The 15,696-nt window shown below is 72.8% G+C and carries 11 protein-coding genes; 3 read left to right on the top strand and 8 right to left on the bottom strand.

The window, feature by feature from the left end; all coding sequences use genetic code 11:
* Entirely contained in the window at positions 1 to 2,934 is a 2,934-nt protein-coding gene (locus O1G22_RS07690; RefSeq protein ID WP_270080625.1) for a hypothetical protein, read from the top strand.
* A 100-nt stretch (positions 2,935 to 3,034) separates the two neighbouring features.
* Here the strand turns inward: O1G22_RS07690 and O1G22_RS07685 are convergent, their stop codons facing one another.
* The gene (locus tag O1G22_RS07685) at positions 3,035 to 4,048 is read right to left on the bottom strand and encodes an ABC transporter permease (protein WP_270080624.1); all 1,014 of its coding nucleotides are present in this window, start codon (positions 4,046 to 4,048) and stop codon (positions 3,035 to 3,037) included.
* A gap of 39 nt (positions 4,049 to 4,087) precedes the next feature.
* The gene (locus O1G22_RS07680) at positions 4,088 to 5,128 is read right to left on the bottom strand and encodes a substrate-binding domain-containing protein (protein WP_270080623.1); all 1,041 of its coding nucleotides are present in this window, start codon (positions 5,126 to 5,128) and stop codon (positions 4,088 to 4,090) included.
* 126 nt (positions 5,129 to 5,254) lie between these two features.
* Between O1G22_RS07680 and O1G22_RS07675 the strand changes: the two genes are divergently transcribed.
* Positions 5,255 to 6,016: an ATP-binding cassette domain-containing protein gene (locus O1G22_RS07675; RefSeq protein ID WP_270080622.1), complete on the top strand. Its 762-nt coding sequence runs from the start codon at positions 5,255 to 5,257 to the stop codon at positions 6,014 to 6,016.
* A 93-nt stretch (positions 6,017 to 6,109) separates the two neighbouring features.
* Here O1G22_RS07675 and O1G22_RS07670 read toward each other — a convergent pair whose 3' ends face one another.
* Positions 6,110 to 6,676, bottom strand: coding sequence for a TetR/AcrR family transcriptional regulator (locus O1G22_RS07670; RefSeq protein WP_270080621.1), 567 nt, complete (start codon positions 6,674 to 6,676; stop codon positions 6,110 to 6,112).
* A 79-nt stretch (positions 6,677 to 6,755) separates the two neighbouring features.
* Between O1G22_RS07670 and O1G22_RS07665 the strand changes: the two genes are divergently transcribed.
* Entirely contained in the window at positions 6,756 to 7,676 is a 921-nt protein-coding gene (locus O1G22_RS07665) for an alpha/beta fold hydrolase (protein WP_270080620.1), read from the top strand.
* 81 nt (positions 7,677 to 7,757) lie between these two features.
* On the opposite strand, the gene O1G22_RS07660 is transcribed toward O1G22_RS07665, so the two are convergent.
* From O1G22_RS07660 to O1G22_RS07640, 5 genes are all read right to left on the bottom strand, one after another.
* Complete coding sequence (locus O1G22_RS07660; protein ID WP_270080619.1) at positions 7,758 to 9,389, bottom strand: S53 family peptidase; 1,632 nt, start codon at positions 9,387 to 9,389, stop codon at positions 7,758 to 7,760.
* A 116-nt stretch (positions 9,390 to 9,505) separates the two neighbouring features.
* A complete protein-coding gene (locus O1G22_RS07655) occupies positions 9,506 to 12,412 on the bottom strand; it encodes a LuxR family transcriptional regulator (RefSeq protein ID WP_270080618.1) in 2,907 nt (968 codons plus the stop codon).
* A 249-nt stretch (positions 12,413 to 12,661) separates the two neighbouring features.
* The gene (locus O1G22_RS07650; RefSeq protein ID WP_270080617.1) at positions 12,662 to 12,856 is read right to left on the bottom strand and encodes a DUF397 domain-containing protein; all 195 of its coding nucleotides are present in this window, start codon (positions 12,854 to 12,856) and stop codon (positions 12,662 to 12,664) included.
* Positions 12,853 to 15,192 carry a tetratricopeptide repeat protein gene (locus O1G22_RS07645; protein ID WP_270080616.1) on the bottom strand — a complete coding sequence of 780 codons (2,340 nt, stop codon included), beginning with the start codon at positions 15,190 to 15,192 and terminating at the stop codon, positions 12,853 to 12,855. Before O1G22_RS07645 ends, O1G22_RS07650 begins: the two co-directional genes overlap by 4 nt.
* Entirely contained in the window at positions 15,189 to 15,608 is a 420-nt protein-coding gene (locus O1G22_RS07640) for a hypothetical protein (protein WP_270080615.1), read from the bottom strand. Before O1G22_RS07640 ends, O1G22_RS07645 begins: the two co-directional genes overlap by 4 nt.
* Positions 15,609 to 15,696: the final 88 nt, after the last annotated feature.

Raw genomic sequence — 15,696 nt, 5'->3', positions numbered from 1 at the left:
ATGCCGACCGCACCCCAGACCACCGACGAGCTGTTCCAGGCGCTGAAGGAGAACGACCGGCGCCCCTACGGCCGTACCCGCACCGTCACCGCCGAGGAACTGGTCGACGCCGCCGAGCAGTTCGCGGAGCCCGTCCCGCTCATCCACGCGCTCCTCGAACTCCAGGAGGCGTACAACTACGGCTCCGAACCCAGGAAGTCGCCCGTCGTCTTCGCCCGCCTGCTCACCCTCTTCGACGAGCAGCCCGACGTCTTCGACGAGCGCCTGCGCCACATGCTGTTCTGGCGTTTCAAGTGGGTGGGCCACGCCCTGCGCCAGCTGCCCGAGATACCGCTGGCCAGCCTGCGCCAGTGGCTGGCGGAGATGCGCGACCGGTACGAGAAGGCCGGCCTCGGCCTCCAGCCCTACTACGGACAGGCGTACCAGCTCGCCGCCCACGTCGGAGAGGACACCGCCCTCGCCTACGAGCTGTGGGCGGGCCGTACCCGCACCAGGCTCAGCGACTGCGAGGCCTGCGAGATCTGTGAGCGCGCCCTGTACCACCTCGCGGCGGGCGACGACGAGCGGGCGCTCGGCACCTGGGAGCCCGTCCTGGCCGGGAAGGAATCCTGCCAGGAGGAACCCGCCCGCTCCGTCTCGTACGCGTTGCTTCCCCTGCTGCGCACCGGCCGCACCGACCGGGCGCGTGAGCTGCACCTGGCCGGTTACCGCGGCTGCCGGCGCAATCCCGCGATGTCCGGGGAGGTCGGCCGGCACCTGGAGTTCTGCGCGCTGACCGGCAACGAGGCACGCGGCCTGGAACTGCTCGCGGAGAACCGGAGCCTGTTCGACGACGTCGACTCGCCGCTGGACCAGCTCGGCTTCCTCACGGGCCTGGAAGTCCTCCTCCAGCGCGTCGAAGTCCTCGGCCACGGCGAGCTGCCCGCCGCCGGATACGCGGGCCGCACCTGGACGGTGGCCGGGCTGCGCGCCGAGGTGCGTCGCCGCGCCGACGACCTCGCCGCCCGCTTCGACACCCGCAACGGCACCACGGCCCACACCGACCGGCGCCGGGCCCGCCTCGACCGCGCCCCCCTCCTGGACGCACTGGAACTGACCCTGCGCACCCGCGGCCTCGACGACGTGGCCCCGGCCGCCCCGGCTGCCGCGCCCGCCGCCCGTACGGCAGCCACCGCCCCCGAGTCGCTGCCCGAACTCATCACCCGGGCACGGGCGTTGGACGAGCAGGGGCATCCGGACGCGGCGGCCTGCTGGGCACGGCTTCGCACCCTCGTCGCCGCCCCCGACTACACCCACCCCGACGACCCGGCCGTGGGACCGCTCGTACGTTTGCGCGCGGACCTGCTGGCCGACGAGGCGAGCCGGGCGGGCGAGAAGGACGAGTTCGGCGAAGCCGCCGCCCGGTACGAGGAGGCCGCGCGCCTGTACGACGAGGCCGGAGCGCCGGGTCACGCGGCGCTCGCCCGCGCCTGCACCCTGCTCCCCGCCGCCGAGATCCCCGCGGAGCGTGCCGACGGAGCCGAGGCGAAGGCCGCCGCGCTGACCGCCGCCCACGCGGCCCTCGTGCGGCTGCACGAAGAGACGCCCGGCCTCTCCCCGTACCAGGAGGCCCGTCTGCTCCGGCTGCGGGCGACCGCGCTCGGCCTGCGTCTGCAGACGTCGAGGAATGAGGAGCACATCGCGCCGGTCTTCGCCGAGGCGGACCTGCTGCTCGAATTCGCCACCCGGCACGACATCGCCGGACAGGTCTCCGGCGCCCTCATGCTGCGGGCCAGTACGTACGCCCTCTCCGGCGATCTGCCCGCCGCGGTCACGGAGACCGACGCCCTCCTCGACCGGCTGAAGGCGCACGGCCCCGCCTGGCACCTGCCCCGCACGCTCGGCCTGCGCGGCCGGATCCAGCTCGGCCTCAGGGACGCGCAGGCCGCGCACGCGGACCTGACCGAGAGCCTGCGGCTGGCCGCCGACCGGCCGTCCGACTCGGCCGGCACCGCCCGCCTCCACGGTGATCTGGCCCAGGCCTGCCTGCACCTGGGCCGCCCCGACGAGGCACTGCGGCACCTGACGCGCTCCGCGGAGCTGGAACTGCGCCACGGCAGCCGGACGGACGCGTTCTGCACCTACAGCGACGCGGCCCGGCTCAGCCTCGACCTGGGCCGCGTCGAGGACTGCATCGCGCTGCTCGACTCCCTCCTGGCCGAACCGGACGTCGCCGCCGGAGAGGTGGACGACCGGCTCGTCGCCCAGCTGCGCCTGACCCGCGCCCGCGCGCTGCACGCGGGCGAGGACCTGAAGGCCGCCACCGCGGAGTTCGCCGCTCTCGCGGCCGAGTCGGCCGGCTGGGACGACGACCCCGGGAGCCACGCCATGATCGCCGCGGAGACCGCCGTGCTCCTCGCCGAGTCCGGCGAGTTCGGCCGGGCCCGCGAGGCCGCGGACCAGGCCCTCGCTGCCCACGCCCGGGCGCCGCGCTATGAGCAGCTCAGCAACTGCCTGCGCGAACTCGCCCGTCTCCAGGCCCAGAAGCAGGGTTCCGAGGGCCTGGCCGACGCCCTCGCCTGTCTCGCCGACGCGGGCAGGATCGCCGACGAGGCCCGCGCCGCGGGGTACGAGGCCCGCGGCCGCTCCCTGGACAGTGCCCTGGCCTATGAACACGGACGGGTCAACGCCTACGCCCGTGAGTACGAGACCGCCCTGGCCGCTCTGGACAAGGCGCTCACCCTGCTCGGCGAACCGGGACCCGACGAGGACCTCGCCGGTGAGTGGGCCGAGTGCGTCCGTCTCGCCGCTGCCGTGGAGGGCATCTACCTGGAACGCCCCGCCCCCGCCCTCGCCCGCCTCGACACGGCGGTCTCCCGCCTCACCGCCCTGGGCCACACCGAGGCGACCGAGCCGCTGACCTCCCTGGCGGCCGGGCTGCGCGACAAGGGGTGATGCGGCGGGCGCGGTGCCGGGGCGACAGCCCGCCCCGGCACCGGGGCGCCGCCGGCACCGCCTCCCGTACTTCCGCAGTTGCGCCCGCAGCGCGCCGTCGTCAGTGTGCGCTGCCCCTGCGCAGGACCTTGTCGACGCCGACCGCGACGACGACGAGGGTCCCGGTCGCGACGTCCTGGTAGAGGCTGTCGACACCCGCCTGGGTGAGGCCGGAGCGGAGCACGGTGACGATGAGCGTTCCGATGAGCGTCCCGATGATGCTTCCCCGGCCGCCGAAAAGGCTGGTCCCGCCGATGACGACGGCGGTGATGCTCTCCAGGTTCGCCGTCTGGTAGGAGTTGGGGTCGGCGTTGGGGATGCGGCCGAAGGACTGCCAGGCGGCGATGCCGTAGAGAAGACCGGCGGTGAGGTAGACCGACAGGACCGTGCGCCGCACGCTGATGCCGGTCAGGCGGGCGGACTCGGGTGCGTTGCCGACGGCGTAGATGTGCCGGCCCCAGGCCGTCTTGCCGAGCAAGTACCAGAAGAAGGCGAACAGACCCACGAGCAGGAACGTCCCCCAGGTGATGAGCACGCTGCCGAGGTGGACGCCGTTCCCCCAGAAGAGAAGCAGGCCGCTCGTCACCGGATAGCTGCGGGACTGGGAGTAGAGCCTGCTCACGGCGTAGATGACGGTCAGCGCACCCAGGGTCACGATGAAGGGCGGCAGGTCCAGCCGGGCCACGAGCAGACCGTTGACGAGTCCGAGGCAGGTCGCCACGGCCAGGCCCACCAGCAGCGCCGCCGCGGGGCTGCTCCCCTCGAAGACGGGCTTGGCCATGGCGAGCGTGCCGAGTACCGCGATGGCTCCGTTCGACAGGTCGATGCCCGCGGTGAGGATGATCAGGGACTGACCCAGCGCCAGCGTGCCGATCACGATGGACTGCTGCAGTACCAGTGAAAGGTTTTCCGGTGTCAGAAAGGTGTCTGTCGTGACCGAGAAGACCAGGACGGCGATGGCCAGGGCCACGAGGGGGCCGATGGCCGGTGTGCGCAGGGCGTACCGCAATGTGTCCCGCAGTGCCGTGCCCGGTTCACTGTCGTCGGCGGGACTGGTGGTGACGGGAGATCTCATGATCCGTTACTGATCCCTTCGCCGGTCGGCGTCCGAAGATCACCCCCAGCAGTGCCGGAGTCCCCAGTCGGTGTTCCGGGACGGCAGTCCCGGCACCGGCTTGTCGGTGATGAGTACCGTGCCTGTGTCCGTGAAGCCGGACGGTTTCTTCCCTTTCCTGACGAAGTCGGTGACCGCGGTCACGCCCTGGTCGGCCATCCTGATCGGGAACTGCATGACCGTGGCCGCGTACTTGCCGGATCTGACGTCGCGCACGCCCTCGCATGCGCCGTCGATGGCCCCGATGGTCACCTGCCGGGTCAGGCCGCGTGCGGCGAGGGCCGTGTAGGCGCCGTCGGCCACCGGCTCGTTGATGGCGTAGAGCGAGTTCACATCGGTGGTGCGCTGCAGCAGGTTCTCCGTCGCGGTCTGCGCCCGATTGCGGTCGCCGTTGGTGATGGCCCGTCCGCGGATCGCCGATGAGTCGTCCTTGATCCCGAAGCCGCTGAGGAACCCGTCGTGCCGGAGCCGGCTGACCGTGGACCCTTCCGTACCGTCGAGCATGAACAACTTGGGGGCCCGGCCCGCGAGCACGGCCCTGACGTAGGCGCCCTGGAGGCGTCCGGCGTTGAAGTTGTCGGTCGCGAACGTGGCGTCCGCCGCGTTCGCCGGGTCCGTCGCGGTGTCCAGCGCGATCACCAGGATGCCCTGGCGGCGGGCCTCCGCGATGGCGCCCAGGATCCCCGTCGTGTTCGACGGCGTGATCAGGATTCCCTGCACGTGACGGGCGATGAGGCTCTCGACCGCGGCGACCTGGCCCTCGTTGTCGCCGTCGAACTTGCCGGACAGGGCGATGAGCTCGGCGTTGTTCTTCCTGGCCGTGTCGGCGGCGGCCTTGCGCATGGCCACGAAGAACGGATTGGTCTCGGTCTTGGTCACCAGGCCGATCGTGACCTTCCGCGTCCTGTTGTCACCTGCGGAGTTCTGATTCCCGGCGCAGGCGGCGGCGCCGAGCAGCAAGGTGCCCACCACGAGGAGCGCCGCCCCCTGTCGGGGACGCCGTCGCCGACAGCGCTCGCGGACGGTGTGGTGGTGTGCCATCGGTGACACCCTCCTCAAGCCGGGTGCAGCGTTGCGAAACCCCCAACCCTTTTACACCATATGTCTAGATTGTTAATAAATGTTGCATTATGCTACTTGGGTCTCTCCCTCGGAGGTGAGGTTGGCTTGATTGGGCCGCCCCTGCTCGCGCTACGAGGGGTCTCCAAGCGGTTCGGCGCCGTCCAGGCTCTGAAGGACGTCGACCTGGAGATCCGCGAGGGCGAGGTCGTCGCTCTTCTGGGGGACAACGGTGCCGGCAAGTCCACCCTCGTCAAGGTCATCGCAGGTGTCGAGACCCCGGACAGGGGCGTCATCGAGTGGGAGGGCCGGGGCGTCCACATCACGAGCCCCCGGATCGCTCACCGCCTGGGCATCGCGACCGTGTACCAGACCTTGGCGTTGTGCGACGACCTCGACGTCGCCGAGAACCTCTTCCTGGGCCGGGAGCGGCGGTGCCCCGGTGTCCGGGGCCGCCTGCTCCGGCTGCTGGACTACGGCGGCATGCGCAGGCAGGCGCGCGGCCAGCTCGACGCGATGGGCATCCGGGTCCCCGATGTGCGCGCTCCGGTCGCTTCACTGTCCGCGGGGCAGCGGCAGACCGTCGCGATCTGCCGCGCCCTCCTCGGCCGCCCGAGGGTCGTCCTCCTGGACGAGCCCACCGCGGCGCTCGGCGTCCCCCAGGCCGGCCATGTTCTTGAGGTCGTCGACGAGCTGCGCGAACAGGGCGTCGGGGTGATCCTCGTGAGCCACAACCTGGGAGACGTCAAGGCTGTCGCGGACGAGGCGGCGGTGCTGCGGCTCGGCCGCAACAACGGCTTCTTCCATGTGCCGACGACCTCGCAGGAGCGGATCTTCTCCGCCATCATCGGCGCCACGGACAATCCCTAGTCCGACGTCGTCACCGGTCCTGCCGCGCCGGCCGTTCCCCCGAAGATCACCACTGAGTGACATCGAACGGCGAGGACCGCGCCCGCAGCCGGTTCAGGCGCGCATCCCGTGCAGCATTACGCCCAGGTAGCGGCGGCCGGATTCGAGGCGGGTCTTCCGGTCGTCGGCGTGGACGGTGGCGGCGTAGGCGGCCCCGCACATGAGCGGCCGCAGGTCGTCCCAGGTGACCACGCCGCGCACGGTTCCCGCCGCGTGTGCGCGGTCGAGGAGCCGGCCTGCGAGGGAGTCCAGCGTGGTGGCGAGTTCCGTGGTGCGGGGCAGGACGTGGTCCGGTGCGGCGCGCACGAGGGAGATCGAGGGGTCGGTCAGCTGCGCCTCCAGGGTGGTGCCGAGGAAGTCCGTCAGGGCCTGCCAGGGGTCGTCCTCGGTCAGCGCCTGTTCGGCATGGGCGACCAGTGCCTCCAGGCCGGGGGTGGCCACGGTCTCCATCAAGGCTTCCGGTGTCGGGAAGTGGCGGTAGACCGTGGCCACCCCCACCTCGGCGAGCCGGGCGACGTCGTTGAGCTGCAGCGGGGCGCCGTCGTCCACGAGATGGCGGGCCACGTCGACGATGCGCTGCCAGTTGCGGGCAGCGTCCTTGCGCATGGGTGCAGGGGCCATGTGCACAGCATAACCGGATAGAGCATCCGGTTGTGTCACGGTGAACTGGATACGTTATCCGGTTCGAGGTGGCACCCCCATGCCACGAGGAGGCTCCACCGTGCCGTTCACCGTCACCGACGTGCCGAACCTGCCCGCCGGGTTCACCGACACGTTCACCAGCCACACCGTCAGGACGAGCGACCTGACCCTGCACGCCGTCGTCGGCGGCGACGGGCCGCCGCTGCTGCTCCTGCCCGCCTGGCCCCAGTTCTGGTACAACTGGCGCCTCGTCATGCCCGCCCTCGCCGAGCACTTCACCGTCATCGCCGCCGGCGTCCGCGGCACCGGCGCCAGCGACAAGCCCGCCACCGGCTACGACGGCGCCACGGCCGCCGACGACATGGCCGCGCTGATGACCGGCCTGGGCCACGACCGCTTCGCCGTGGCCGGTTACGACTACGGCCTGCTCGTCGGCCACGCCCTCGCAGCGAAGCACCGTGACCGCGTCACCCGCCTCGTCGTCGGCGAGGCGATCCTGCCCGGCTTCTCCCCGTCGCCGCCGCTGATGTCGGACGCGGTCACCAACGAGTTCCTGTGGCACTTCGCCTTCAACCGCCTGGCCGACATCAACGAACGCATGGTCGCCGGCCGTGAGGAGATCTACTTCGGCCACCAGTTCGCTTCCAAGGCCGCCAGGCCCGACGCGATCCCGCAGCACGCCGTGGACGTCTACGTCGACGCGCTGCGCGACCCGGCCGCCCGGCACGCCAACTTCGAGGTCTACCGCCGCCTCGACGAGACCGCCGAGCAGTTCCAGCGCTGGCACAAGGAGGAGGGGCCGCTGACCATCCCGGTCCTGGCCATCGGCGGCGAGCACAGCACCGGCACCGCCCCGGCGGAGGACATGCGCAAGGCCGCCACGGACGTCACCGGACTGGTCATCCCCGGCTCCGGCCACTTCCTGGCCGAAGAGGTCCCGGAAGCCCTGACCAGGGCACTGCTGGACTTCCTGCGCTGACCCGGGCGGTCGGCGTCACGCCGCAGCGCGGGCCGGGGAGGATCCCCGGCCCGCGCTCTGTCGGTCGTCAGCCGTCGGTCGTCAGCCGAGCAGCTTGCTCGCCAGGGTCGCGGCGTTGTACGAGCCCCAGCCGGTGGTGAAGTCCCAGCCGGTGGCAGCGGAGTAGGCGCCGTTGCTGCCGCTGGTGATGTCGTGGAAGCCGGTGCCGCTCGCCGAGTAGAGGGCGGGGTCGGCGAAGCCGAGGTTGGCCTTGCCGGCCGCCGCGGCCTGCTGGTTGTAGAGGGCCGCGAAGGCCGCCCACTCGGGGGCCGCCGCGCTGGTGCCGCCCACCGAGGACCAGGAACCCTGCGAGTAGATCGAGACGCCGGGGCTGGGGTTGGCGTGGGCCGAGACGTCCGGCACCTGGCGGAATCCGCTGCCGGCGCTCTTCTGGACCGCCTTCTGCCAGCTCGGGATCGTGAAGACGGAGGACTTGCCGCCACCGCCCCCGGACCAGGCCACCTCCTTGCTGAAGGCGTTGGACGAGGTCACCGTCAGCTTGGTGCCACCGACGCCGGTGACGTACGGGTCGCTGGCCGGGTAGTCGACGGAGGTGCCGCCGTCGCCCGCGTCGTCGGAGCCGCTGTCACCGGAGGCCGCGTAGAAGCCGAGGCCCTGGGCGGCACCGGACTTGAAGACGGCGTCGACCGCGTTGATGCCGGAGGTCGTGCGGGCACTCTCGGCGGCACCCCAGCTGATCGAGGTGGTCGGGATGCCGCTGTCGACGATGGCCTGGTAGGTGTCCACCTCGCCGGCGTCGGAATTGGGGCCCTCGAACACGGTGACGTTCGCCTTGGGGGCGATCGCGTGCAACACCTCGATGTCCAGCTCGACCTCGACCTGGCCGTCGCCGAGTGCGCCGGAGCCGCCGTCCACCTTCTGCACGGTCGGGGTGGGCGAACCCAGGCTGTAGTGGTTGTCGTACGTGGTGATGTTGGACTGCTGGAAGCCGTCGAACTCCAGCAGCGCGATCTTCTGGCCGCTTCCGGTGTACGTGCCCGAGACGTTGTAGCCGCCCTTGAGCTGGGCCGGGGTGTAGCCGCCGCCGGGGCCGTCGTGGGGGGAGACGGTGTGCGCGGTCGCCTGGTGGTGCAGCTGGACGCGGTTGTTGAGGCCGGCCACGTCGCTGACCAGGGAGGCGAGGGAGGACGGGAGCGTCGGCGCGGAGTCGTTGGCGTAGAAGGAGCGGCCCGACTCGGTGTCCTTCCAGGTCGACAGCTTGGTGCCGAAGACCTTCTCCAGCTGGGCGGCGGTACCGCTGGCGTCGACCAGGAGGTTGCCCGAGTGGACGGTGCCGACGGTCAGGCCCTGGGCACGCAGGTAGTCCTTGAGCTGCTCGACCTCGGCGTCGGTCCGGCCGAAGCGGGCCGCGAACTGACGCTTCGTCAGGTAGTGGCCGTACGAACGCGACCGCGGGTCACTCACCTTGGCGACGAAGGTGTCAAGTGCCGTGCCACCTCTGGGAGTCAGGCTGATCGCCACGGATATCCGCTTGCCGGCCGCGACGTTTCCGGTGCGGGTCGCGTTCTGCTTCAGGCCCGGCAGGACGTCTCCGGAGATGGCGGCACGAGTCGCGTGCGGCTGCGGGCCGTTCGCGGCATAGGCGGCGGGGACGACCGCGGCGACCAGGGCCGGCGCGGCGGCCAGACCGAGCAGTTTCAGACGTGACTTCACTGAAGTCCTCCGGGGAGTGGGGGAGTTGTTCCGGAAGGGGAACGGCTTCACCGTAGAAACCCCGGCCCCCTCCCCATAAGCGGGGGAACCCTTGTGTCACGTGTTAACAGCCGATGTCACGTCAACGGCGTGTGTCGAGAGCTCGGCGGGGTCCGGGTGGGGCTGGGCCGGCTCACCGTCACGGCCTGTGCCGGGACGTCCGCCTGGCCGCCGTCGCGGGATTCGACGGCCGCCCCGGAGGCGATGACGGCGACCGCCATCGCGTGGGCGAGTGCGGTGCGCGAGCGGACCCCGACCTTGCGGTAGACCCGCGACAGAGTCCCCTCCACCGTCTTGACGCTGATGAACAGCTTCGCGGCGACTTCCCGGTTGGTGGCCCCGCCCCCGACCAGCTCGGCGATCCTGGCCTCGGTGGGGGTGAGTCCGGTTCCGCCCGCGCCCGCCTCACCGCTGCGGTCTCCGGCGTCCAGCCGCGACAGCTCGTCCCTGGCCCGCGCCGCCAGCGGGGCGGCGCCGATCCGGGTGGCGGTTTCCAGCGCCTCGCCGAGCACCGCGCGCGCCGCGCTTCTGCGGCGTGAGCGGCGCTCGACCGCGCCGAGCGCGATCAGGGTGCGCACCAGCTCGACGGGCAACGGGAGTTGACGCAGCTGGTCCACGGCGCCGCGCAGCCGCGCCGCCCCCTCCTTGGCCCGGCCGGTCCCCGCCTCCCGAAGTCCCTCCGCCCGCTCCAGAGCCGCCAGTACGCTGCCGGGCGTGTCACCGGCCGTACGGGCGTAGGCCTCGCGGACGACGGCCTCGGCCTCGTCCGTCTCGCCCAGCAGGACGAGGGCTTCGGCCAGGTCGCCGTACCAGTGCAGCAAGGGCGGGTCGGCGGCACACATGGCGGTCCCGAGTTCTCTGACGCGTTGCAGCGCCTCGACCGCGCTCGCGGCCTCCCGTGGGTCGCCGGTGAGCAGTCCGGCCTGCCCGCGCACGGCCAGCGCACGCAGCAGGAACAGCCGGTCGCCATCGGCTTCCGAGGCGCGTACCGCCTGTTCGGCCAGGTGCCGGGCCTCCTCCGCGGTGCCGCCCGCGGTGGCCGCCAGCGCGGCCGCGTACAGCGCGGGTGCCGCCTGGGGCACGGCGCGTGAGCAGCGCGCCGCGGTGTGCAGTGCCTCGCGGCAGTGTCCGGCCCGCACCTGGATGCGGGTCAGTGACACCAGCGTCGCCATGACCTCCTCGACGCCGGCGAACTCCCCGATCCGGGCGAGGAGTTCGACGACCTGCTCCCGGGCCTCGGGCACCCGGTCGGAGTCCAGGGCGAGGATCGCCCGCATCCGGATCAGCCGCCAGCTCTGCGGACCGCCGTCCGCGCCCCCCGCCAGGGCGAGCGCCTCCTTCAGCGCGACGTCCGCGGCGACGGGATCGCCGGCCAGGGACCGCACCCGGGCGAGCGTGGCGAGCGCCCCGATCCGGGTCTCCGTGTCGCCCGCCACGGCCGCCTGCCGGGCGGCGCGCCGGGCATGCCGGGCCGCCTCCGCCAACTCCCCGCACAGCAGGCCGCGTACGGCCGCCCAGTGATGCAGCCAGGCCTCGGCCTCCGGATCGCCGGCGGCGTCCCGCAGGCCCTCCTGGATCAGCGCGCGGGCACCCTCCAGCGCCTGCCCGGCGCCCCGCAGCAGCACCAGCCGGGCCCGCACCCGCCGGCGTGCCGAGCTCGACGCGGCGAGGACCGTCTCGGCGGCCTCGGCCGCCTCCTGAAGCTGCCCGGCGTCGCACGCGTACTCCGCCGCGGCCAGCAGCCGGTCGGCCCGGTCCGCGGGCCGGTCGCCGGGGGTGCGGCGGGCGGCGAGCCCGGCCAGTTCGCTGGCGGCGCCGAGCGCGCCGTCGCGGCGCGCGGACTCCGCCGCGGCCAGCAGGGTGCGGGCGGTGGCCTCGTCCTCGTGGGGGCGGGCGTGAGCGAGGTGGCGGGCCTGTTCTACAGGCTCGGTGATCGTGCGGGCCAGCAGCGCGTGTGCCTGCCGGCGGTCGTTCTCGGCTGCGTCGGCATAGACGGCGGCCCGGATCAGCGGATGCCGGAAACGTACGGTTCCGCCGGCGTCGGTCGTCGCCACGCCCAGTCGTTCGGCCTGCGCCAGGTCGGCGGCGGGATCGGGGAGCCCGGCGGCACGCAGCAGGGTGAGGTCGGGCCGGGCGGCGGCGCTCGCGAGCAGGAGGGTGCGCCGCGCCGTCTCCGGCAGCGTGCGCGCCTCGTCCAGCAGCAGGGCGCGCAGTCTCCGGGGCACGGGCAACGCCGGGCCGAAGACTCTGCGTTCCGGGCCGCGCAGGGCCACCGCTCGCCCCAGCTCCAGTGCGTACAACGGGTTTCCGGCCGCGGCGTCCTGGATCGCCCGCAGCACTCCTGGGGGCAGGTCGGCACCGATGCCGGCGCGTACGAGACGGGCCACCTCGTCGTCCGTCAGCGGCGGCACCGGAAGTTCGGTCGTGCCCGGCGGGCAGCAGCGCAGCCGCTCGGGCTGTTCACCGTCCGCCACCCGTTCGGCGGCCACCACCCGTACGTCCAGGCCGTCGAGGCGGCGCACGGCGAAGGCCAGCACCTCGGCGGTGAACTCGTCGAGCCACTGCAGGCCGTCGAGGACCAGGACGACGGGGCCGGTGGCGGCCAGCGTGCGCAGCACGTCGAGGACGGCGACGCGCACCGCGAGGCGGCCGCGCCCGTCCGCCGGTTCCGGGCCGCGCAGCAGGGCTGCCCTCAGTGCCGCCCGGGGCTCGGGCGCGAGGAGCTCCAGGGCGCTCTCCGGCACCCGCGTGAACAGGTCGACGAGCCCGGCGAACGGGAGCCCGGCGTCCTCCTGCGCGGGCGAGCAGTGCAGCACGGTGCCGACGGACGGGGCATGTGCCGTCACAGCCGCGACAAGGGCTGCCACGAGCAGGGACTTGCCGATCCCCGGGGGACCGTGGAAGAGCACTCCGGGACGGGCCGTCAGTTCGGCCCGGGCGGCGTCGAGCAGCTCGCGGCGCCCGGTCAGCGACCGCGCTCCCACCGCGGCCGCCCGTCCGTCGCGCCGGGGGCGGCGCCCGTGGCCGTCGCGCCTGATCCGTCCGGTGCCGGGGCACACCCGGCACCGAGGACGGGACCATCGGTACGGCGAGTGCGGCAGGCCTCAGGACACAGGATCATGTGTCCATGACAACTCGCACGGATTCGCCTTGTCAATGAGGGCTGTCACGCGGTCTGTTCCCGGCCCTCGGCGACCGGCCCGGCGGTGCGGCCCCCACCACGGTCGCGATCCCTACAGCTCACCGTGGAGCACGGCCTGGACGAAGGGCACCCATGAGCGGTCCGAGAAGTCGATCACCGGCCCGAGGGGATGCTTCGAGTCACGAATCGGAGCTTTGTGCGGCGGGGGGGGGATCAGCAGTTCCACGCACCCGTTGTCCGCACCGCTGTAGCTGCTCTTGCGCCACACGCGTATCGGCTCGGTCACGACTCGTCGTCCTCCTGTTCGACTTCTCTGCGGCACGCCAGCGTATCCGGGTGATCGGCGCCCAGAACGCGGACGCAGACGTCCAGCGTGCGCGCGGCCGACTCCCGTGCCGCTGCGGAGCGTCCGGTGCCCCGCAGGATCCGGGCCAGCACGATCTCGACGGAGAGCGTGTGGGGGTGTTCCGGGCCAAGGATCCGTTGTCGTACGGCACGCACCGTCTGCGCGGCTTCCAGGGCCTCGTCCCACCGGCCGAGGCGGGACAGGACGTCCGCCAGACGCTGACGTGCGGCGAGCGTCCGAGGGTGCTCCACGCCCAGCACCCGCGCGCTGCCCTCCAGCGTGACGCGGGTGTGGACCGCGGCCTCCTCCCATGCGCCGACGCCGGCGAGCACCCAGGCGAGGGCGATGCGGCTCAGCAGGGTGTGCGGGTGGTCGTCGCCGAGGGCCCGCTCGCTCACCGCGAGGTTCTCGGCGGCCAGCCGGCGGGCCTCGTCCCAGCGCCGCTGCTGCCCGATCGCCTCGGCCAGCCGGCCCCGGCTGTCGATGGTGTCCGGATGCGTGGCACCCAGGACACGGACCCGCCCTTCGGCGGCCCGGCGCATGTACCGCTCGTCCTCCGCCCAGCGCCCGAGCCCGTACAGCGCGATGCCGAGGGCGTGGGCGCTGTCGAGCGTGTCCGGGTGCGCGCGGCCGAGCAGCCCCTCGCGGGCCTCCAGCGTGGCCCGGTGGACCGCGACCGCCTCGTCGAACTGCCCGAGGGCGGCCAGCGCCCGGCCGCGCTCGTGCCGGTCGGCCAGTGCCTCCGCGGAATCCTCGCCGGCGGTGACGCGGGCGGCCTCGTCGGCGAGCGTGCGCGTCGTGGCGTAGTCGCCGCGCACGTACGACTGGTCGCGCAGCGCGCGGACGACGGCCAGCGCCGATGCGGTCGCGGCTTCGGCATGGTGTGCGGCGGCATGCCCGAGCAGGGCCGAGGCGTGGGGCGTGAACAGGCGCAGGGTGTGCGGGTCGACGTACCGGTCCGAGTCCGTGGACAGCAGCCGGCGCAGCAGACCGGCGGCGGATTCCAGCAGCGGCGCCCGCTGGTCGACCGGGATGCGGGACGCGACCGTCTCCAGCAGGAGGGGGTGCGCCTGCACGCTGCGTACGGCGGCACGCTCGGCCCCGGCGGACGCGTCGATGAGCGAGACCAGGGAGTGTGCCGTCAGCTGTTCGAGTGCGAGGTTGGCGCGTTCCCCGGTGAGCGGTGGAAGTGCGTGCGGCAGCGCGGTGGCGTCGAGCCCGGCCGGAGCGAGCACCCCGACGGGCAGTGGCGCCGCGGCGAAGCACGACAGCAGCCTGAGCAGCGTCGTCGCCTCGGGGATGCCCTGCTCGGTCAGGGCGTCCAGGGAGATCTGCCAGGTACCGGTGATCAGCCGGCGCAGTTCCTGCTCCCCGGGTGCCGCTCCGCGGTCGAGCAGCGACGGGTCGGCGTCGAGGCGCCCCAGGTATTCGTCCACGGAAACCGGCTCCAGCAGTTGTCGGCCGAGGTAGGCGCCGGCGAGCGACAGCGCGAGCGGGTGGCAGCCGAGCCGGCCCGCCAGCAGCTTGAGCTTGGCGGTGTCCTCCGCGCTGACCGCGAGGTCCCGCAGCACGTCGACGGCGTAGGAGAGGTCGAGAACGTCCAGTGGATGCCTGACGGCCCGGCGCCACTCGACGGCGTCCCGGAGCCGGCTGGTGATCAGCACGATGCCGCGGCTGCTGGACCGCAGCCACGCGCCGTGCCGGAACACGGAGGGATCGTCCGCGTTGTCCAGGACGAGCAACCAGGGCTCGGGTGACCGCTCCAGACAGTGCCAGACGAGATCGGCGTCCGGACGGCGGCCCTCCCGCGCGGCGTCGACCTCCGCTTGCGCGGCCCCGCGATCGTGGGCCACGGCCAGCATCCCGGAACGGAAGGACGAGCGGTCAGCGGCGTTGACCCACAGCCCGACGACCCCCTGGCCGGCCACGGCCTCGTCGAACACGGTCTGGGCCAGCGCCGTCTTGCCGCTGCCCGGCATGCCGTGCACGACGTGCAGGCCGTTCGGCGCCGCCGCCGGGTCACCGATGGCCTTCAGGAGCGCTTCTCGTACATCGAGACGGTCACGCAGGGGCGAACTCAGGGGAGCGACCAGGGGGGTGCGGACCGATTCGGGGCTCGTCCACCCCAACCCGGTTCCCGGAGCGGGGGGTTCGGACTGCTGGACGGTGTATTCCAGGATGATCTGGTTGCCTGCGGCCTGGTACACCCGACCGTGCCCGTCGGTGACGGCCCGCAGGACATGACCGCCCTGCGGGGCGCCCGGATGGTCCGTCATCGCTCGCCGATGTGCTGGTCCCGCCCGGCCTGGTAGACCCGCGCGTGCCCGGATGCGTGCGCGTGCAACTGCACGGTGGGAACGAGCGGTCGCCGGTCCTCGGGCAGAGAGGCGCGTGCCTGGGCCAGCACCTCCTCAAGCTCCTGGGCGACGGACGGATCCGCGGCCAGCAGGCGCCTCAGCCTGCGGCGCCAGTCCCGCTCCAGATCCTCGGCGCCCGCCGTGTCACCCTCGCGCCGCGCCACGAGGATCTCCTCACGGGTCTCCTCCAGTGCCGTGCCGATCTCGTCGGCCTGCACAGGACGTACCCGGCGCCACAGCGCCACCACACCTTCGCGTGTCCGCTGCCATGCGTCGGTCGCCATCAGCGCGACGACGGTGGTTCCCGCGGTCTGCGCCAGCATCTCCGGATCCATGACCGATTCCCCCGCACCTGTGGACACCTGACGCGATGATAGGCGGAGGGGCCGGTCGGCAGAAGAGATGATCTGCGGCATCGGCTCC

Origin of the sequence: Streptomyces camelliae, from assembly GCF_027625935.1 — a bacterium.
Classification (GTDB): domain Bacteria; phylum Actinomycetota; class Actinomycetes; order Streptomycetales; family Streptomycetaceae; genus Streptomyces; species Streptomyces camelliae.
Note: the sequence above shows the minus strand (reverse complement) of the source record. Positions and strands in the feature narration are given on the sequence as shown.